Source organism: Aquibacillus saliphilus (genome assembly GCF_020404745.1).
Classification (GTDB): Bacteria; Bacillota; Bacilli; order Bacillales; family Amphibacillaceae; genus Aquibacillus; species Aquibacillus saliphilus.
Genome location: NZ_JAIZAP010000010.1, coordinates 154,979 through 174,680, shown reverse-complemented (window position 1 = coordinate 174,680; position 19,702 = coordinate 154,979). Strand labels below are relative to the sequence as shown.

The 19,702-nt window shown below is 34.8% G+C and carries 22 protein-coding genes; 12 read left to right on the top strand and 10 right to left on the bottom strand.

Features of this window, described 5'->3' with window-relative positions; all coding sequences use genetic code 11:
* The first annotated feature begins 417 nt into the window (after nucleotides 1-417).
* Complete coding sequence (gene hpaB / locus LD272_RS12250; RefSeq protein WP_226036890.1) at nucleotides 418-1,848, top strand: 4-hydroxyphenylacetate 3-monooxygenase, oxygenase component; 1,431 nt, start codon at nucleotides 418-420, stop codon at nucleotides 1,846-1,848.
* A gap of 155 nt (nucleotides 1,849-2,003) precedes the next feature.
* On the opposite strand, the gene LD272_RS12245 is transcribed toward hpaB, so the two are convergent.
* Together LD272_RS12245 and zupT are read right to left on the bottom strand one after the other, a co-directional pair.
* Nucleotides 2,004-2,528: a hypothetical protein gene (locus tag LD272_RS12245; protein ID WP_226036889.1), complete on the bottom strand. Its 525-nt coding sequence runs from the start codon at nucleotides 2,526-2,528 to the stop codon at nucleotides 2,004-2,006.
* A gap of 217 nt (nucleotides 2,529-2,745) precedes the next feature.
* Nucleotides 2,746-3,555 (bottom strand): zinc transporter ZupT, encoded by an 810-nt coding sequence (gene zupT, locus LD272_RS12240; protein WP_226036888.1) that lies wholly within the window; start codon nucleotides 3,553-3,555, stop codon nucleotides 2,746-2,748.
* Nucleotides 3,556-3,997: 442 nt separating this feature from the next.
* Here zupT and LD272_RS12235 point away from each other — a divergent pair, with 442 nt between their 5' ends.
* The 5 genes from LD272_RS12235 to LD272_RS12215 all read left to right on the top strand — a co-directional run bounded on the left by LD272_RS12235 (nucleotide 3,998) and on the right by LD272_RS12215 (nucleotide 8,294).
* Nucleotides 3,998-5,053 (top strand): multicopper oxidase domain-containing protein, encoded by a 1,056-nt coding sequence (locus LD272_RS12235; protein ID WP_226036900.1) that lies wholly within the window; start codon nucleotides 3,998-4,000, stop codon nucleotides 5,051-5,053.
* Nucleotides 5,054-5,147: 94 nt separating this feature from the next.
* On the top strand, nucleotides 5,148-5,522 hold the full coding sequence (locus tag LD272_RS12230) for a carboxymuconolactone decarboxylase family protein (RefSeq protein WP_226036887.1): 375 nt from the start codon (nucleotides 5,148-5,150) through the stop codon (nucleotides 5,520-5,522).
* Between the two features lie 379 nt (nucleotides 5,523-5,901).
* Nucleotides 5,902-6,678 carry a transporter substrate-binding domain-containing protein gene (locus tag LD272_RS12225; protein ID WP_226036886.1) on the top strand — a complete coding sequence of 259 codons (777 nt, stop codon included), beginning with the start codon at nucleotides 5,902-5,904 and terminating at the stop codon, nucleotides 6,676-6,678.
* 230 nt (nucleotides 6,679-6,908) lie between these two features.
* A complete protein-coding gene (locus LD272_RS12220; protein WP_226036885.1) occupies nucleotides 6,909-7,571 on the top strand; it encodes an amino acid ABC transporter permease in 663 nt (220 codons plus the stop codon).
* The gene (locus tag LD272_RS12215) at nucleotides 7,572-8,294 is read left to right on the top strand and encodes an amino acid ABC transporter ATP-binding protein (RefSeq protein WP_226036884.1); all 723 of its coding nucleotides are present in this window, start codon (nucleotides 7,572-7,574) and stop codon (nucleotides 8,292-8,294) included.
* Between the two features lie 134 nt (nucleotides 8,295-8,428).
* Here the strand turns inward: LD272_RS12215 and LD272_RS12210 are convergent, their stop codons facing one another.
* The 4 genes from LD272_RS12210 to LD272_RS12195 all read right to left on the bottom strand — a co-directional run bounded on the left by LD272_RS12210 (nucleotide 8,429) and on the right by LD272_RS12195 (nucleotide 10,070).
* Nucleotides 8,429-8,590: a hypothetical protein gene (locus tag LD272_RS12210; protein WP_226036883.1), complete on the bottom strand. Its 162-nt coding sequence runs from the start codon at nucleotides 8,588-8,590 to the stop codon at nucleotides 8,429-8,431.
* A 14-nt stretch (nucleotides 8,591-8,604) separates the two neighbouring features.
* Nucleotides 8,605-9,522 (bottom strand): DMT family transporter, encoded by a 918-nt coding sequence (locus LD272_RS12205; RefSeq protein WP_226036882.1) that lies wholly within the window; start codon nucleotides 9,520-9,522, stop codon nucleotides 8,605-8,607.
* Between the two features lie 106 nt (nucleotides 9,523-9,628).
* Nucleotides 9,629-9,838, bottom strand: a complete 210-nt coding sequence (locus LD272_RS12200) for a CDGSH iron-sulfur domain-containing protein (protein ID WP_226036881.1) — start codon at nucleotides 9,836-9,838, stop codon at nucleotides 9,629-9,631.
* Between the two features lie 73 nt (nucleotides 9,839-9,911).
* Nucleotides 9,912-10,070, bottom strand: coding sequence for a hypothetical protein (locus tag LD272_RS12195; protein ID WP_226036880.1), 159 nt, complete (start codon nucleotides 10,068-10,070; stop codon nucleotides 9,912-9,914).
* Between the two features lie 100 nt (nucleotides 10,071-10,170).
* Here LD272_RS12195 and LD272_RS12190 point away from each other — a divergent pair, with 100 nt between their 5' ends.
* Nucleotides 10,171-10,599 (top strand): VOC family protein, encoded by a 429-nt coding sequence (locus LD272_RS12190; protein WP_226036879.1) that lies wholly within the window; start codon nucleotides 10,171-10,173, stop codon nucleotides 10,597-10,599.
* A gap of 94 nt (nucleotides 10,600-10,693) precedes the next feature.
* Here LD272_RS12190 and LD272_RS12185 read toward each other — a convergent pair whose 3' ends face one another.
* The 3 genes from LD272_RS12185 to LD272_RS12175 all read right to left on the bottom strand — a co-directional run bounded on the left by LD272_RS12185 (nucleotide 10,694) and on the right by LD272_RS12175 (nucleotide 13,212).
* Nucleotides 10,694-11,299, bottom strand: a complete 606-nt coding sequence (locus LD272_RS12185) for a YpjP family protein (RefSeq protein ID WP_226036878.1) — start codon at nucleotides 11,297-11,299, stop codon at nucleotides 10,694-10,696.
* A 397-nt stretch (nucleotides 11,300-11,696) separates the two neighbouring features.
* Complete coding sequence (locus LD272_RS12180; RefSeq protein WP_226036877.1) at nucleotides 11,697-12,887, bottom strand: DUF2812 domain-containing protein; 1,191 nt, start codon at nucleotides 12,885-12,887, stop codon at nucleotides 11,697-11,699.
* On the bottom strand, nucleotides 12,880-13,212 hold the full coding sequence (locus tag LD272_RS12175) for a PadR family transcriptional regulator (RefSeq protein WP_226036876.1): 333 nt from the start codon (nucleotides 13,210-13,212) through the stop codon (nucleotides 12,880-12,882). The genes LD272_RS12180 and LD272_RS12175 overlap by 8 nt, the downstream gene beginning before the upstream one ends.
* Before the next feature lie 339 nt (nucleotides 13,213-13,551).
* Between LD272_RS12175 and LD272_RS12170 the strand changes: the two genes are divergently transcribed.
* A complete protein-coding gene (locus LD272_RS12170) occupies nucleotides 13,552-14,433 on the top strand; it encodes a glycine betaine ABC transporter substrate-binding protein (protein ID WP_226036875.1) in 882 nt (293 codons plus the stop codon).
* 212 nt (nucleotides 14,434-14,645) lie between these two features.
* Nucleotides 14,646-15,593 carry an alpha/beta hydrolase gene (locus LD272_RS12165; RefSeq protein ID WP_226036874.1) on the top strand — a complete coding sequence of 316 codons (948 nt, stop codon included), beginning with the start codon at nucleotides 14,646-14,648 and terminating at the stop codon, nucleotides 15,591-15,593.
* Between the two features lie 82 nt (nucleotides 15,594-15,675).
* Here the strand turns inward: LD272_RS12165 and rpiA are convergent, their stop codons facing one another.
* Complete coding sequence (gene rpiA / locus LD272_RS12160; RefSeq protein WP_226036873.1) at nucleotides 15,676-16,344, bottom strand: ribose-5-phosphate isomerase RpiA; 669 nt, start codon at nucleotides 16,342-16,344, stop codon at nucleotides 15,676-15,678.
* Between the two features lie 240 nt (nucleotides 16,345-16,584).
* Here rpiA and LD272_RS12155 point away from each other — a divergent pair, with 240 nt between their 5' ends.
* The 3 genes from LD272_RS12155 to LD272_RS12145 all read left to right on the top strand — a co-directional run bounded on the left by LD272_RS12155 (nucleotide 16,585) and on the right by LD272_RS12145 (nucleotide 19,552).
* Nucleotides 16,585-17,034, top strand: coding sequence for a S1 domain-containing RNA-binding protein (locus LD272_RS12155; RefSeq protein ID WP_226036872.1), 450 nt, complete (start codon nucleotides 16,585-16,587; stop codon nucleotides 17,032-17,034).
* Between the two features lie 305 nt (nucleotides 17,035-17,339).
* Nucleotides 17,340-17,897, top strand: a complete 558-nt coding sequence (locus tag LD272_RS12150; protein WP_226036871.1) for a YkoP family protein — start codon at nucleotides 17,340-17,342, stop codon at nucleotides 17,895-17,897.
* A gap of 197 nt (nucleotides 17,898-18,094) precedes the next feature.
* Nucleotides 18,095-19,552, top strand: a complete 1,458-nt coding sequence (locus LD272_RS12145; protein WP_255639730.1) for a potassium/proton antiporter — start codon at nucleotides 18,095-18,097, stop codon at nucleotides 19,550-19,552.
* The last annotated feature ends 150 nt before the right edge of the window (nucleotides 19,553-19,702 follow it).

The window sequence follows — 19,702 nt, the reverse complement described above, 5'->3', positions numbered from 1 at the left end:
ATAAATCCGGGGTGAGCGCGCATTCCAGGACGGCGAGTGAGAATAAATCCGGGATGAGTGCGCATTCCGGGACGCTGAGTGAGAATAAATCCGGGGTGAGTGCGCATTCGGGACGCTGAGTGAGAATAAACCCGGGGTGAGCGCGCATTCCAGGACGGCGAGTGAGAATAAATCCAGGTTGAGTGCGCATTCCGGGAAGATGAGTGAGAATAAATCCAGTGTGAGTGCGCATTCTATTGATTTTGTGCATTGACATGTATTTTCATGTTATCCATTGTTTGCTAGAGGTTTGAGACCAAAAACGCCACTGCCAAACACATTAATTATAGCTAAAACAGTCCTTTAAAAAGAGAAGTAACAACATACCCTTATCCCAACTATTATAGAAATATAAACTTATATTTAGGGGGAATGATTATGGTTGCAATCACCGGGGATGAATATATTAAAAGAATTGACCAGTTAAATGCATCTATTTGGATAAATGGTCAGTCATTAGAAGGTAGCATCTCTAAACATCCTGCCTTTAGCGGAGCACTACACAGTCAAGCAGCGTTATACGACTTGCAATACGATCAAGATAAGATAAATACCATGACGTACAAGTCTCCCTCAACGGGAAATCTAGTTGGAACTTCTTTTATGCCGCCAAAAACAAAACAAGATCTAATAAAAAGACGGAAAATGATTCAATCCTGGGCAAAATATAATGGTGGAATGATGGGAAGAAGCCCTGACTATATGAACACAGTGTTAATGGCATTTGCATCTTCAGCTGAAGTACTCCGAGGTAAAGAAAATTGCTATCCAGATAACTTGAAACGTTTTTATGAAGAAGCAAGAGAAAAAGATCTTTCTTTCACCCACACGTTCATAAATCCGCAGGTGAATCGATCCCAGTTGTACTTTGAAGATTCCGACGAGCCAATTGCAGCTAAAATTGTTAAAGTAACCGATGATGGATTAATCATCAAGGGAGCTCGTTTGCTTGCAACCCAGGGTGGCATGACTGATGAAATGATAGTATTTTCCCCTGGTGGGATTAGAGATCAATCCCACGCTTTTGCTTTTTCTATCCCCAGTAATACCAAGGGGTTAAAGTTTATCTGTCGAGAATCATTTGTCTATGGAGATTCTACTTTTAATTATCCTTTAAGCTCGAGGTTTGAAGAAATGGATTCTATTGTTGTCTTTGATGACGTATTAGTCCCTTTTGAACGGGTATTTTTCCATAGCAACTTAGAGGTTGCAAATAATTATAAAAATTGGAGTGGCTTCCTACCCTTTACGTTACACCAAGTCGTGTCTAGGCAGGTAATTAAAGCAGAATTTGTACTTGGCGTTGCACAATCCATTGTAGATACCATTAATAGTGGAGAGTACCAGCATGTTCAAGCAAAAATAGCAGAGATTATCATATCCTTAGAAACAATGAAGGCGTTGTTATCCAAAGCTGAAATGGATGCACAAGTGGATGAGTCTGGGTTAATGAGACCAAACCAAACATCATTATTTGTAGCAGCAAATACGTTCCCAAACATTTATTCAAGAATGATCGAGATTATACAACTTCTAGGAACAAGTGGGTTAATTTCAATTCCAACAGAAAAAGAATTTCATTCTGAAAATAACAATGATTTAAATTTATACCTACAAGGAGCATCTAAGCATGCAGTAGATAGAGTAAGATTATTCCGATTAGCATGGGATTTGTCTATGAGCGCATTTGGCACTCGTCAAACCCAATATGAACGATATTTTTTCGGTGATCCAATCCGTCTTTCTACCGAGTTATACCATGGCTATAACAAACAGGAATCCGTTAAATGGATACAAGAATTTATATAATGACTATCAAGGTTGTTACATGTATTCATTAGTAGTCATTTCTCTTTCTTCTATTTTTAGATTCCTTAATTGTTTCTCAAACGGAAAAGGAGAAGTAAAAAAACACTTCTCCTTTTCAATCATAATTAAATTTCATTGGTGCAGCTAAAATTCTTTTATATTGCTTCTTTTTCTTTGAAAGGTCTCCGCTTTGAATAAATAAAAGCGAGAATGCTTCCCACAAAAAAAATCCAACCTCCAACTGTTAAGCTCAATAATACAATTTCTTTTAAAAACTCGTTGTCTACAATGTTTTGCAGATAATAGGATAAGATTGTAAAAAACAATGAGGCCATAATATAAATTAATGACCTTTTCCTTCTGTACGTAAATTGGGTCTTCTTTATATATAAACAGTAATTAAAATAATTTCGAATTCCTTCTTCAATCTGCTTTTCTCTTTCAGGATCTTTCTCCTGATTCTTTATATTAAAACGCAAAATTATATCTTTGCTTGAAGTAATATCAAATGAACATTCCTCTAAGAAAGATTTCAAACTAGAATCTAAATCACGAATGTTATAAACTGAGGAATCCCAACTGTTGAATATATCATCATAATTATTTAGGGCAATTTCAATAATATATTTACCCGTCTCAGAATCGTAGGTGTAAAATTGATCTAAAAAAGTACTTTTCATACTCAACCCCCCTCTTTTAATGTTAACGAATAATTGTAATAACACCACTACATAAGCTAACTGGTTAGAGGAGCTTTTATTAAATGCACACTACTAGCTAGATAAGAGCTGCTACTCCCATCCCTCTTCTACCTACATTGTTTCCCGTTACTGAGATAAAAAAACTGCGATAAGAAGCATAAAAAAAGGGAATAGTCTGGACTAATCCCTCTACTTTTTATATAAATAATAACAAACTCAATGCCATAAGAGCCATACCACCAATTAAGCCATAAATAGAGATATGTGCCTCATCATACTTTTTAGCTGCTGGTAGTAGTTCATCCAACGATATAAACACCATTATCCCGGCTACACCCGCAAAAATCATACCGAACATAATGTCGTTTAAAAATGGTAATAAGAAAAAATATGCTGCGATAGCCCCAACTGGTTCTGATAATCCAGACAAAAAAGATAATTTAAATGCTTTTTTCTTATCACCTGTCGCGAAATAAATTGGAACAGAAACTGCAATTCCTTCTGGAATGTTGTGAATCGCAATCGCAACAGCAATAGCAATTCCCAGTGCCGGATCTTGCAGCGCTGAGGTGAAGGTTGCTATTCCCTCTGGAAAATTGTGAATCGCAATTGCTAATGCTGTAAATGTACCCATTTTTAATAAATCAGGATCTTTAATGTGTTTTTCTGGCTCTTTCATATCCTCGACTTTCTTCAACTCATGTGGGTTCCCTTGTTTAGGAATAAACCGATCAATAATCGCGATTAGTATCATTCCCCCAAAGAATCCAACCACAGTCAACCATTGGCCAAGTCCATTTCCAACTGCCCCAACCAGTGAATCTTGTGCCTTAACGAAAATTTCCACCATAGATACATAGATCATCACACCAGCTGAAAACCCTAACGCTAAAGATAAAAACTTCGTATTTGTTGAAGATGTGAAAAAAGCCAACACGCTCCCAACACCTGTGGCTAGACCTGCCATTAATGTCAACGCAAAGGCAAATAGTAAATTTTCATCCATTATTCCTCACCCCTTTAAAAAATATCTCCACAAACCTTCATTTCTTTTTGAAGAAAGTTGTTTGGATAATCAGACTATCGTTGCTGTTTTTTTATGAAACTTTTATTTACTTGGAATTAATTATATGCACGCAATTAAAAATGTTTCCTTCAGTAAACATTTTAACCCTAGAGAAACTTATAAGTCAACTTTTATATGATTACGAAACTAACTTTGCTCTATAGAACAGTCCTATCTGTAGAAATAACCCCAACGTCATAGTGTGTTCACAAATGAGCAGTTTTAAGTGATTTAAATCACTTTTGTAAACGCTACCAAACATTATTCTAATACTGAGAAGAAAAGGTAAATAAAGTAAATTAAGAGTCATTCTAAACCTTATCTTTTCACTGAATTTACCATTTTATTTAAAAATAATAATGAGGTGATCTAATTGTATGAAATGAAAGGTTTTCGAGTGGCATTAATGTTTGGGGTTCTATTAATAATCTTATCCGCTTGTGCAAATAAGAATGACAGTAGTCCAGACCAGAATGAAAATGATAACTTAGTTCAAGCAGAGGAATCAGAAAGTGAAGTGATTAAGCCGCACCAAGGTGTAAACCAGGAGCCAGTACCGCTTCAAATCGAACGGGATGGAAATGATGTATATGTTGAAATGACTTCACAGATTACTGATATTGAAATAGAAAATGGTAAACCGTATAAAGCCTGGACATTTAACGGAGAAGCTCCAGGGCCGCTTGTTGTTGTTAATGAGGGTGACACGATTCATTTCACATTAAAAAATATAGACCCTTCCATTCCACATAGCATGGATTTTCACGCGGTCCACGCAGCACCAAATGAAAAATTTGCGGATGTAATGCCTAATGAAGAAGACACATTCACCTATCAAGCAACATATCCCGGTGTATTTATGTATCACTGTGGGACCGCACCGGTACTAAGTCATATAGCTAACGGGATGCATGGAACGATTATCGTAAAGCCGTCTGATGGATATCCTACCGATGACGAAGTTGACCGAGAGTATGTAATCATCCAAAACGAATGGTACAAATATAATGATTTAGACGATATGACAAATGGAGAACCATCACAAGTAGTATTTTCAACGAAAGCTCTAGAAGAGGGCCAACCTAATACGAACGGCGTCTTAAATAGTTTAAGAGACGAACCACTTTTAGCAAAAGTTGGGGATAAAATCAGACTTTATGTTAACAATGTCGGGCCAAATGAAGTTAGTTCATTCCATGTTGTTGGAACTATATTTGATGATGTCTATGTTGACGGCAACCCCGCTAATAATATGAAAGGGTTACAAACCGTAATGTTACCTGCTAGTGGCGGTGCTGTTGTTGAATTCACTGTTAAAGAAGAAGGTATGTACACGATGGTAACCCATCAATTCAATCACGTACAAAAAGGGGCAGCGGGATTTATTAAAGTTACAGCTGATGGAAATGATAATGATTTAGAGGCAAGCGGACACTAGAAACAGTTCTTACCAACTAATCCCATGTATATTTTCGGCTGATTTTTAAGATGCTAGAGTATATAGAATATATATTGAAACAAGGTGGGATCAAGTGGATACAAATTCCGAAGATGTGTTTAATTATTATGATGAATCAATTTTAGATTACAAAGAAGGTAGCTCTAGGTTTAAACAAAAATTACCTGAGATGACAAAAGGATATTTTGACTTCACCGAAGCTTGTTTTGAGGAAGGTTCGATTGCTAAGAAAGAGAAGCAATTAATAGCACTAGGCATTAGTATTTATGCACAGGATGAGTATTGCATTATGTATCATACAAAAGGAGCAATTGAACACGGTGCTTCTGAAGATGAATTTATGGAAACAATCGCAGTAAGTGCAGCACTAGGTGGCGGGGCAGCTTTTTCTCAAGGGGTAACGTTGGCGATGGATTCCTTCGATTATTTTTCAAGTGTGAAACAATAACATCTACTTTTGATCAAAAAGAAGCGATTTATCATTATCGCTTCTTTTTTGTGCACAATTTTTTATTTATTAAAGGACTTAACTGTTCCTCAATATTTTTTAATACTAGATTAATTTCTTTTTCGTGTGCTCTTTTTTAAAAATAATCCAAATATCCGAGAATACTAATAGATCTGTACTACTGTTTCGCGTTCATTTACATATCATATGGGAGTATAACGAACTATTATCAAGCTATCTTATACAGAATCAGTTTATACTCGATATAAAGGAAAATTTGGAAGTTTCAGTTCTTATTTGTAATTTTTTAAAAATTTCAATACTTGTAAATATTTGCAATAATAGTAGTGGAGCGATAAAAATAGAGGGGGCAAATGGAATGAACAAGAAATTTCTAGGTATGATGGCATTAATGTTTGCAATTTCACTGCTAGTTGCGTGTGGTTCAGAATCATCTGGGGATAGCTCTGGAGAAGATATGGAAACATACACCGTCGCAACGGATGCAAATTTCCAACCATTTGAATATAAGAATCCAGATACAGGAGAGATGGAAGGCTTTGATATCGAACTCATTGAAGCGATTGCCGATGAAGCTGGATTTAACGTAGAATTTAAAACGATGGACTTCGATGGACTAATTGCATCGATGCAATCCGGAAAATTCCCACTTGCTCTTGCAGGTATTTCCATTACAGAGGAACGTAAAGAAACCATTGCTTTCTCGGATTCATACTATGACTCAGGTCTAATTTTGGCAGTACCTGAGGAATCAGATATCCAGTCAATTGATGATGTTGCAGGCCTTGAAGTAGGTGCACGTCAAGGATCAACTAGTGAGGCTTATCTTCTTGAAAGTACTGACGCCGAAGTGACTGCTTATCCGGAAATCGTTACCGCTTATATGAACCTTGAAAGAGACAGACTCGATGCCGTACTTTATGATTTGCCAAATGTGAAATATTATATAAAAGAAAATGCACAAGACACACTAAAAACAGTTGGTGATGTACTAGAAGGTCAACCATATGGAATTGCATTTCCAAAAGACTCTGACTTAGTAGAAACTGTTAACGAGGGATTAGCAACAATTAAAGAAAATGGTACTTATGATGAAATATACAAAAAATGGTTTGGTACAGAACCTCCTCAGTAATAGTATTCAATTTTCATCTAAAATAAAACACATAACTTATCAGCGTAACAAGCTTTTACCTTGTTACGCTGTTTTTAAAGAACGTAGTAACAAAAATGTTCTCTAAAGAAAGCCATCGTCAAATTTTATAATTCATGAAAAACACTTTTACATTTCTAGTATCATTTTGTTTTTCTCATAATTAAATGACTTACAACTTAGCTTTTTTTAATTGAAGGAGAGGTTTATTCATGCTAGACACAATTTTAGAATCACCCTATATAGACTCATTACCTTTTCTATTTGATGGATTGAAGATGACTGTATTAATTACATTCTCAGGTCTCTTTTTTGGTTTCATATTAGGTGCAATTGTTGGTATTGCACGACTGTCAAAAAGTAAATTTATCCGTAGTATATCGATCGTTTATATTGAAATTGTTAGAGGAACACCAATCCTAGTCCAAGTATTGTTTATTTATTACGGGTTAACAGAGGATTTAATTGGTATTAGTATTAATGAGCTCACAGCAGCAATTGTTGCGATTACAATTAATGCAGCAGCTTATATTGCAGAGATTGTCCGAGGTGCTGTCTACTCAATCGAGAAAGGGCAAAGTGAAGCCGGTCGTTCATTAGGTCTTACCGAAAATGATACGATGCGGTATATCATCTGGCCCCAGGCTTTCAAACGAATGATTCCACCGCTTGGAAATCAATTTGTTATTAGCTTAAAGGATACATCACTCTTCTCTGTTATCGCAGTTGGGGAACTGCTTTATATGGGGAAACAATACTATAATGTTACCTACGAAATATTTGAAACGCTATTGATGGTTTGCATACTGTACCTACTAATAACCATCCCGACATCATTATACTTAAGAAGATTAGAAAGGAAGCTGGATGTATAAATGATTACAGTAAAAGACTTACACAAATCGTTCGGTGATTTAGAGGTTTTAAAAGGCATAAATGCAGAAGTAAAAGAACAGGAAGTAGTGTGCGTAATTGGGCCCTCAGGCTCAGGTAAAAGTACTTTTCTTAGGTGCTTAAATCTACTAGAGGATATCACTTCTGGGCATGTCTATATCAACGGAGAAGATTTATCGGATCCAACTACAGATATTAATAAACTACGGGCAGAAGTTGGCATGGTTTTTCAACACTTTAACCTTTTTCCTCATAGAACTGTATTAGAAAATATTACGTTGGCTCCAAAAAAAGTTAAGGGACTATCTGCAAGTGAGGCAAATGATATTGGAATTGCATTACTTAAAAAAGTTGGTCTTTCTGAAAAAGCAGATGATTACCCGGATAGTTTATCCGGAGGACAAAAACAGCGTGTTGCCATCGCACGGGCTCTCGCGATGAATCCAAAGGTGATGTTGTTTGATGAGCCTACATCTGCACTGGACCCAGAACTTGTTGGGGAAGTTTTGCAAGTTATGAAAGACCTGGCTCAAGAAGGAATGACTATGATTGTTGTTACACATGAAATGGGATTTGCTCGCGAGATGGGTGACCGCGTTATATTTATGGACGAAGGATCTATCCAAGAAGAAGGGGAACCTAATCAGATTTTTGGGGACCCACAAAATGAGCGAACACAAGCATTCCTAAGTAAAATCTTGTAGCCTATTTAAAAACTTATGAAACTAATAAGCCGCTAACGTTAACTTATATTACACGAACTACCAAACTTCTGTATTTACGGAAGTTTGGTAGTTTTTTCTTCTCCATCTTCAGAAGTACTTAATAAACGATTCATTTAGTCATCTAAATCATTATCAAAAAAAGATAGTTTCTCTTCTTTTTCATATTTATCTTCAATCAATTGACCTATTTTCGAACTATTTATACCTCTCCTTACAGCTGTTTCAATCACAAGATATAGAATAAATAATGAAATTATATAAACAATTATTCCCATTTGTATCCCTCCTATTAACCTGATAACGATGAGCGATTAGACGTTACCAGTTTTGATTTTTTTGTTTTTTCTTGAACAATTATAACCGCAGCGATTACTAGCACTATCCCAAAATATTGCCAATAATTTAATCTCTCTTCAAATATAATAAAGCTTGTTAACGATGCAACTACAGGTTCAATCGTAGCAATGATTGACGCTTGACTGGACTCTACCCTATTTAATCCTATTGTATAAAAAATAAATGCTAGCATCGTAGATAATAGTCCTAAGCCTACTATGTAAAACCATACTTCAACAGATGAAAAAAGTGGAATAACGGACCATAATCCACTGAAAGGGGTTATGGCAACCATTGCAAATAAAAACGTATAAACAGTAACAGTTAATGAGTCATATTTCTTTAACGCAAACTTTCCAAATATGCTGTACAATGCATAGAAAAATCCTGAACCGAGACCAAGAATTAATCCATAAAAGGAGATGGACCCATTGGTATCAGGAAACACTCCAATGACAAAAGCACAGCCAATAAATGTTGTTAGAAGAGCTATTATTTTTCTGGTTGTAAATAATTCTTTAAAAAATACTCTTGCTAAAATCGTTACAAATGCAGGAGCAGTATATAGTAGGATAGTGGCAATTGATATCGACGTCTCCTCCATTGCACTAAATAAACACCAGTTAAAAAACACAATACTGATCACACCAGTACCTATAAAATACTTACTATCCGCCACCTTTATTTTAAACAACTGCCTATTCTTGATTAGGACATATAACACAAGAAAAACAGAAGCGGATATAGTACGAATCGCTACTACCTGTGTCGGTGTAAATCCGATTTGGTACAAGTAAGTAACAAATACACCAATACCCCCCCATAATGAAGCTCCAATAGCAATAAATAGTAATGCCAAGTTTTTACTCACATTTCTCTCTCCTACCTTTTTCCAAATTACCAGACCATTTATTATGATGATTACAATATTTTGTCCAAATAGAAAAAGAGCCACTTAATCATGGCTCTAGCTCTGTTTATTCTCCAACTCGTGACCTATCTTCAAATCCAATCTTTTTGTGCGTTCCATCACAAAACGGCTTGTTACTGGAAGCTCCACATCTACATAATGAAAAGGCAGGCTTTGATTCATAGACATTTCCATCAGCATCTAGTAGCTCAACATCACCAGTAACTCGGATAGAGCCATTGTCCTTCACTTGAATGGTAACTTTTTGATCGCTCATTCTCGTTCCCCTCCCTTACTTGAAATTGTAACGACTGAGGGAATCCATGTCTACAAATAATTATTTGAAAAATTTAAATTCCATTAAAAGAACCGTTTTTCTTATCATCATTACCTTCTGCACACACAAAACAATAGAGTGTATGATTCTCATCAACAACACCATCTAAAAATCCATCCTGACAATAGATTGTACGATCACATTTGGAACAGACGCCAACGACTTCTTCCATTCATATTCTCCTTTTAGAGATTTGATAAAATTAACTTGTATCATTAAAACCATTTCTCACTTCCTATGTTACAATGGACAAAAATTATCAGGAGCGTATTATGAATAAAAAAATGGACCACATCGGCATTGCGGTAAGAGATATAGAAAGCAGTATAACCTTTTATACAAAGGTGTTAGAAGCTAAATTAATCGATCATTATAGCAGTGATGCAAAAGGTGTAGAAAGCGAAATTGCCATCATGGAAATAAACGGCGAACGGATAGAACTACTCGCACCCACGAATAACACAACTTCTCCGATTGCGCGTTTTATTAAACAAAAAGGAAAAGGAGTACACCATCTGGCCTATCGTGTTGATGATCTGGATCAAGCATTACTAGAGTTAAAGCAACAAGGCATTCGTGTGTTAGAGGATTCATTACGGATAAATAAACACGGAAGACGCCTCATTTATTTAAATCCAGCTGATACAGAAGGAACAATCATTGAATACTGTGATTACCCTAATCTAAAAAACTTAAAATAGCTCGGGACCTGCTAACTACTATCTAAAATATAAAACCAGTCCACAAAACTTTAAATAAGTTTAGGACTGGTTTTCTCGTATTTATTTAATTTATTTACGCCATCCATTTAGGCGGTGTGTCTTTAGACCAATAAATTTCCCCAATTGAATTATGCTTTTCAAAACCATCGCTACTTAAATGATAGTGAAAATTGAACCAGTACCCTTCCCCAGGTCGATTATCACGCCTAACATGGAACCTTGCGATATCCATGTTTGTACGATAATTGTAAAGATGAAAAATCTTCTCCCCATATCCGGCTGTAGGTTGTTCAGAGATTCCATAGAACTGTGATTCATCTTCATCAGCTTCTGCTATAACCGTTCTAATAACCTCTTCCATTTGAGGTAGAATAATAGTAGAAAAATCGTCTTCAATTTGAGGCATTATTCTGGGACCCAATTTTGAAAATGTCTGCACTTTTGCTTGTTCGGTTATCAAATCTATTAAATACTCGCTTGTATCTAACTCTTCAAGAACTTCCTCATCTTCTAATTGTGATTTTGCAACAGGGATAAAACTATCATCATTAAAATTCGCTTTTGCAGAAACGAATTCATCATTTTCGGTAGTTGCATTTAAATAAGTTGGCGGGATGTAGACCCCTAAAGTCATAAATGTAATTAGGACAACGGATATTTTTTTAATCCAAAGCTTCATATGAATGTCTCCCTTTATGTACTTATTATAAATTTTACCACGTTAATTTGAAAAGTCTATATAACTATTAAAATTTAATGTAAGCGTAATATTTAACTTATTTTTGCTTCACTTTTAAAACAAATGACATAAAAGAAACTCTTCTTTTCCGAAATCACGCCACTTATAACATTGGATGATTAGTAATCTATTTCACTTGACACTTTTTCAAGAGTTTCACAAAACTAAATCAGACGAAAGTAGCTCCAAGGGTTGGGTTAGTTTATAAATAGTCTTAGAAGAAGGAGTTCATGGTACGTTACAATTAATAGCATTAGTAAGTGGGGAATCGACCATTTAAAAAAGGAACAAAAGCTGATCATAGTCATTTTGAAACGACTTATGATCAGCTTTTCGATTAGTCAGAATGTTTTTTTAGTCGTATGTAATAGAACCATGTTCTAATTGTAAATGATCCAAAGATAACAATACATAATCCAAATAAGACAATACTTATTAATTGTTGCTGTTCTAAACCATATTGAATAGCATGAGTAATCATTGAACTAATGATAAATACATACATAACTAGCAAAGGACCAAACATACAAGAATTTGTCACCGCTATTCGCCTAGCATGTTTTAACTTATGCGTTCGATCAGTATAAAGCTTGGGAGCCTCTTCACCTTCATTGTATTTACGTGACCAAATTGTCCATTTTGTAATAGAGGAATATGACGAAAAGATATTTTCCCAACCAGCATCTTTATGTGCACTAAAATAGCTTTCATTTGCTATGTTTTGATAATCTGCACAAAAGCTTACATTTCGCGGCTGACCTTTTGTAAAGTAGAATATTGTACCGATTTTGCTTACCCGGTGGAGATTATAGCCCTGTTGTTCCATTGACTCCAGCCATTTTTCTAGCTTATCAGGGGCATACATCCAACCAAATTTCTTTTTAACAATAAGTTTGCCCGAACGCTTCAACTGTTTTTCTTCTTTTCTAGTCCGCTCATGTTTTTCTTGGTGTACGGAGGAACTTACTTCTTCTCCGCTAAGTTGTTTATTTGTTTTAATTATCTTAAAAATAGAATAAAGAACAAGACACCATACAGCAATTCCAAATAAAAAAATAAATGGAGTTAAGATCCAAAAAGGACTCGGAACAATGGTAATAGGAGTATCCTGGAAAAAAATACTGAATGTAAGCAGAACCACATTTAATAGAACAGAGAACGTCAAATAGATTCCAATTCCACCAAAAAGATATACTAGTTTACCATTACGTTTAATGATGCCATCTCGAACTGGTGATAGTTGAATTTGATTAACAGGCTTCTCATTCACCAAAAAGGACCATTTACCTTTGTTAAAAACTCTTTCCCATCCCTCATCTGACATGCTTTTTGAAAGAGTTTCAGGTTGGAAGTTATCGTATCCAATCCGGTATGTTCTCACTTTCGGTTCTCCTTTTTCAAACAAAAAAACACGTGTTTGACGATTCAAATCCACAAAGTGAAAACCGTCTTTAGCCATAGTTTTGAGCCATTCTTCTGTTTTTTGTAAATCATAGCTCCAAAACGGTCTAAACACTTTTTCAACCATAAAAATCCTCCTCGTAAATAAGCGCATTTTTATGCAACTCTTTTAATCTACTTATCTCTACACTAATTATTCTTTTCCCAGTAGCTGTAATTTCGTAGACTGTCTTTCTTTTCTCATCAGCATAAACGGTAATAATTCCATCCCTTTGCATCTTTGTTAGTGTCCCATAGACCGTTCCAGAGCCTAATTGAATTCGACCACCTGTAATCTCTTCAACATGCTTAATGATGCCATAACCATGGCGAGGTTTTGTTAATGATAGAACGATGTAAAAAGCGGTTTCGGTCATCGGGATATATTTTTTCAACATTTTATCAACGCTCATTCGTTTCACCTCCAGCAATTCATGTCAAATCACAACTATGTATCATAGTGATATGTAGTAACGCGAGTATATCACGACGCGACATATATTGCCAACCAACTTTACAAACAATCTAAAGTTTAATTTCTTCAGTTGTATTGTTCAGACACAAAAAAAGTGTCAAGCAGTTCAATCTCAGCAATTTCTAAATCTTTTGTGACTGAAATTTGACAATTTTTATATATAAGTTACCATTAAGTTTGTAAAATAATAATTTAACGTTCTAAACACATTTAATTAAAGGGGGATCGAAAGTCAAAAATCCATAGTATTTATAAAACTTTAAAGTGAGGGTAATTAATGAAATTCATCAAAGAAAAATCTATAATTCTATTTTTATCTCTAATTGTTGTACTTGCTGCCTGTGGAAGTACTGATAATAATGAAGACGTGACAGAAGCTGAACAAAAGACAATTCATATGGGACAAATAAACTGGGCTGAAAATATAGCTGTTACAAATATGTGGAAGGTCATACTTGAAGACAGAGGATACGATGTTAAATTTAGCGTAATCGACATGGGTACCACAATGAAAGCCTTGGAAAAAGGTGAACTTGACCTTAGTCTTGAAGTTTGGTTACCTGTTCAGGATGCAAACTATTTTGAAACTTATAAGGAAGATGTTAATTTCTCCGAAGAAGTTTGGTACGATAATGCAAAAGTTGGTTTAGTTGTTCCTGCTTATATGGAAGATATAAACAGTATCGAAGATTTAAATGAACATAAAGAGCTGTTCGAAAGTCGAATTACAGGTTTTGATCCTGGTGCTGGAACAATGGAGGTTACTGAACAACTAATTTCAGATTATGATCTCGATTTTGAACTCATCCCTAGTTCCGAGCCTGCTATGCTAACTGCAATTGGCGAAGCGATTAAAAATGAGGAAGCTATTGTTGCTCCACTTTGGAATCCACATCGTATATTTGCCGAATATGACTTGAAATATTTAGACGATCCTAAAAATACATTTGGTGGAATAGAAAAAATTCACCACGCCACCAGACATGGTTTTGAGGAAGACTTTGAAGAATTTGATCAATGGTTGAAAAATTGGAAGATGAATGACGAAGAAATTGGAACATTAATGACCGCAGTAGAGAATGCGGAAGAACCGCTCGATGGAGCAAAGACTTGGGTCGAAAATAATCAAGAGTTAGTCGATCAATGGATTAACGACTAATTACAGAAAAAGGAGCCAATCTTGGCTCCTTTTTTGAGTGATAAAATAGTTGAATAGAGCACCCCCCATGTTTATCCTATGCATTTACCTTGTTGCATCCCCGATTTTTAAGTTCTTCACTATACATATAGAATCGTTTAAATAGTTTAACAACCACTGTGTATAATAATAAAAAGCCTTTATAATGGATCCAAGTTAAGGAGAAATGTCGCGTGAAAAAAGCCATCAAGATAAAGGATAGTTTGGACCGATTATCCTGCAAGGAGCAAAAAATTGATTTCCATAAACCCAGTGAACTAGATGCTGACATCAGAGCCTACCTTAATTACTATCATATTGACTTAGAAAACATTGATTTTCACTTCGGCAAAATAGAGATCGATAAAAACAATATTAGTGTACAAATCTTTAAGCCGAATAAGAGCAAAGGAACTATCTTCTTATTGCACGGTTATTTAAGTCATATTGGCCATTTGAGTCGTATCATTCGGTTTTTAAACGAACAACAATACACGGTAATTAGTTATGATTTACAAGGTCATGGACTTTCTAGAGGAAAGACTGCTTCCGTTACTCATTTTTCCGATTATGTTATAACAATGGAAAAATTAATGAATAAAGCCACTGCCGAAATTCCGGGTCCTTTTTATGTGATTGGACATAGTACAGGTGCAGCAATAACAATTGATTATCTATTGAGACACAAGGAACATCAAATTGATAAAGTGATCTTAGTTGCCCCACTTATTCGATCAAATCATTGGCATCTATCCAGAATAGGTTTTAGCATGGCAAAACTCTTTCCTTTCGTCACCGATGTTAAAAGAAATTATCGAGAAAATACATCGGAAAAGAGTTATCTCGATTTTATAAGTAATGACCCATTACAAACTGACGCTATCCCCCTGGAGTGGATTGGAGCATTAATCAAATGGAACGAAGAGATAAAGTCATATAAAAAAACAAGTACAAAAACTTGTATCATTCAGGGTAATAAAGATAAAACAGTAGATTGGAAACATAATCTTGTTTTCACCCAAGAAAAGTTCACAAATTTAGAGGTAGTTCTGATAGATAATGGTAAACATGAATTATTTAATGAATCAAAACAAATACGAGAAATAGTTTTCAAAAAAATTCATCAATTCATTGAAACATAATTCCGGGGAAAAATTCGTTACAACAGAATAAATGGAAGCTATACTTCTTAATTCTTAAGTAGAGCTTCCATTTATTCTTGCTTTATCTATTTAATGTATTTACAGTTCCGTTTTTCGCACCAATTAAAATGGTATCAGCCATTTTGATAAACAGACCGTTCTCTACTACCCCAGGAATCATATTTAACCTGCTAGTTAATGCACTGGCATCTTGAATTTCCTCAAAATAACAATCCAATATATAATTCCCATTATCTGTTATAAAGGGAGTATTCTTCGAAATTCGTAACTTAGCTTCACAACCTAACTTACCAACTTGCCTTGCAGTTAACTCAAAACCAAACGGAACAATTTCAACAGGTAACGGATAACCACCTAAAAGGGGAACGTATTTTGATTCATCAATAACAACGATGAATTGCTTCGAAATAGATGCAATCATTTTTTCTCGTAACAGAGCTCCTCCACCGCCCTTTATCAATTCGAAATTTGAATTAGCTTCATCAGCCCCATCTATACTCAAATCTATGTGATCGACTGTAGATAGATTAACTAGCGGAATACCTAATTCTAATGCGAGTTTCTCAGTACCAAGAGATGTAGGTACCCCTTTAATATCAAGCCCATCTTTCACAAGCTCAGCTAGCTTTTTAATTGACCAATAGACTGTTGAACCAGTTCCAAGACCTAACAACATTCCTGACTCGACATATTCTATCGCCTTTTCTCCTGCAATTTGTTTACCATTCATAAAATACCACCTAACATCCTATACTAATAATACTTTTCATCTTTCAACATTCACGAAGAAAATGTTATATTTATATTATAAGCTAATTGAGTCAATTTCATCATTACACTATCAGCGGTAAATAGGTATTATGAAATGGATTAAATTAATTAATAATAAATCTTATAATCACATAATTGATATTATTCAATTCACATGTTATAATAAAATGGTTTTAATACTATTGAGGGGGAACTTTTTTTGTCAATCGAAGTAGGCAGTAAGGTACAAGGTAAAGTAACAGGAATCACTAATTTTGGAGCGTTCGTAGAATTACCCGGAGGAACAACAGGTCTTGTGCATATCAGCGAGGTGGCGGATAGTTATGTAAAAGATGTAAATGACCATCTCAAATTAGGCGACCAAATTGAAGTAAAAGTGATAAGTGAGAAAGACGGAAAAACTGCCTTGTCCATTAAAAAGACTATAGATAAACCCGAAGGAAGTACTTCTTCTTATTCTAAGCGTCCACCACGTCAAGGAAAAGATGGTAGGAATTCAAAAGACTTCCGCTCAAAAGGCAATTTTAAACCAAAAGAAAACTTTGAAGATAAAATGGCCAAATTCTTAAAAACTAGTGAGGAAAATCTGTACACCCTCAAACGAAGCACCGAAACTAAACGGGGCGGTAGAGGCGGAAGACGCGGATAATCTAATTTATCTTTAAATTAAAATTAACCATATAGATAGAGGCAGGCTTAAATGGCTTGCCTTTTTTATTTTACTCAGTTGTTAAAATTCCGTCTTTCCACACACTGAACTGTTATTCTTTTAATCATCCACCTACCGGTCTTTCCTACTTTTTCTTAACTACCTTGAATTTTCACTTTTGTTATGGTTTTTTCTTTCCACATGGATCGTTGACATGTATATTTCATATCGTTGAAACAATAATACTCTTATAGTCAACTCATAGAATTAAATTAACTAAAAAATGTTATAAAAGGAAGAACATAATGATTAGATTCCTATTACCGATTTGGACTAAACTTGACCCAATTTATTTTAAAGTTTCACGTCTTTCCTATCCAATCAACAAACACACATCCGATACTATTTTGAGGGTCCGTGTAACGAAGTATAAGGGTAGAAATATAACTCTAATGGACGGAACAAGTATAAATACAAATGACAAGTTAGTAAAAATTCACTTACACAATGTACGATTACTTAATGAACTAAAAGATGTCAAAAGTGATATTAAAAAAACTAGAATACTTTATCAGTATGTAAAACAGTCATTACCTGGTTTAGACGAGTATATCCAAAAAAATTCTCATGGAAGTGATATTAAAGGAGTCGTTGGAATAACTTCGTTAACCAAATGCTGTGAACGACTCGGATTTGAAGTCATTCAAATATCTCACCCGTTTTATAAAAAATTTAAATGGGTAAGTTTTTTACTAATTAATATCCTCTCTCACGACAAGTTATCTCTTCAATCCGTTTTAAAGCAGTCACCCAATTATCTATTTTTATCAAAACAAAAGCTAACAAGCCTATATAGAAAATGATTGTTCGCAACTTTTTTTATGCTCACAATAGTTCCCCGAGACAAAATTCTCAGCTAGTTCTGATAATTCTGGTATAATAATAGTATACATTCTGAAATGATTTCTAAATCCACATTATACTAAGAATAAACTCCTAAAGCTTTAAAAACCTAGGAAGAGCACTCACTTAAAATAAACAGTAAAACAGGTGGCGGTATATGATTACAATCATAAACAACACAGTCAACAATTCCATTTTGCTAGTAGCAATATTATTAATTATTGGTGTATTAACAACGAAATTCTCCTCACGTCTTGGATTACCTTCTCTAGTTTTTTATATAATTGTTGGTATGTTTCTATCGAACTATATTTATTTTGACAACGCATCACTCACTCAATTATTCGGTATCTTAGCACTTATTGTGATTCTTTTCGAGGGTGGTATGCAAACAAACTGGACACAATTAAAAAAGGTTGCTAAACCGTCGTTATCCTTAGCAACGATTGGTGTTTTGGTCACTGCACTATTGATAGGAACTTGTGCTAAGTATATTCTAGGAGTTACTTGGCTAGAAGGTATGTTATTTGGAGCAATAGTAGGATCAACGGATGCTGCTGCAGTATTTGCTGTCATTGGTAATAAGAATATAAAGCAGAAGCTTTCATCTACATTAGAAGCAGAATCCGGTACGAATGATCCTATGGCTGTTTTTTTAACCATTTCTTTCATTTCCATAATTCAGAATCCTGAATTAAATATTCTTGGAATTACCTTTAGTTTCTTTTGGCAAATGGGGTTTGGATTAGTAGTAGGTTTGTTGATGGGAAAAATTGGCGTATGGAGTATTAATAAGATTAATTTAGATTCTTCCGGTTTATATCCAATATTAGCTTTAGCTTTTGCAATTCTAACCTACAGTTTAACTAGCTTATTTAATGGCAGTGGTTTTCTAGCTGTCTATGCTATGGCTGTTTTAGTCGGCAATTCTGATTTAACCTTTAGACACTCTATTTTCCGATTTAATGAGGGATTTGCTTGGATGATGCAAATTCTAATGTTTATTTTATTAGGTCTATTGGTATTTCCAAACCAATTGTTAACTATTTTTTGGCAGGGTATCCTTTTATCCTTGTTGCTTATGTTAGTAGCTAGACCTATAGGCGTATTCCTTAGTACGTTTAAAATGGGGCTTACAATAAAAGATAAAGTCTTTATATCAAGCGCAGGTTTAAAAGGAGCAGTTCCGATCGTACTTGCTACCTATCCGATGATTGCAGGATTAGAAAATAGTCAGTTGCTATTTAATGTTGTCTTTTTCGTTGTGTTAACTTCTGCATTAATACAGGGGGCGTCAATTTCACCTTTAGCAAATAAACTAGGATTAGTCGGTGGAGAAAAAGTAACATCACCACACACACTCGAGTTAGTTTCAATGGGACATTCTTCCTCTGAAATAATTGAAATTCATGTTAGAGAAAACTCTGTAGTCTTGAATAAAACTCTAACTGAGATAAGATTGCCTAACGATACACTTATTACAGCTGTTATACGAAACGATAAAGTGGTCACACCTACTGGTAGCACAAGACTTCAAAAGAAAGATATATTATATGTCTTAGCACCAAAATCCAAAAGAAAGCAAGTACGTCATATATTTATGATAAAGTCTTAATAGAATAATTAATTTCTTACTTCTATAATGAAAAAACCGATTATAATTTTGTTGAATTATAATCGGTTTTTTCATCTTTAATTCTTTATTTTTTCATTAACGTTACATATTTCGAGATTGAAAAGTTTATAAAATTTAAAAAAACGCTTT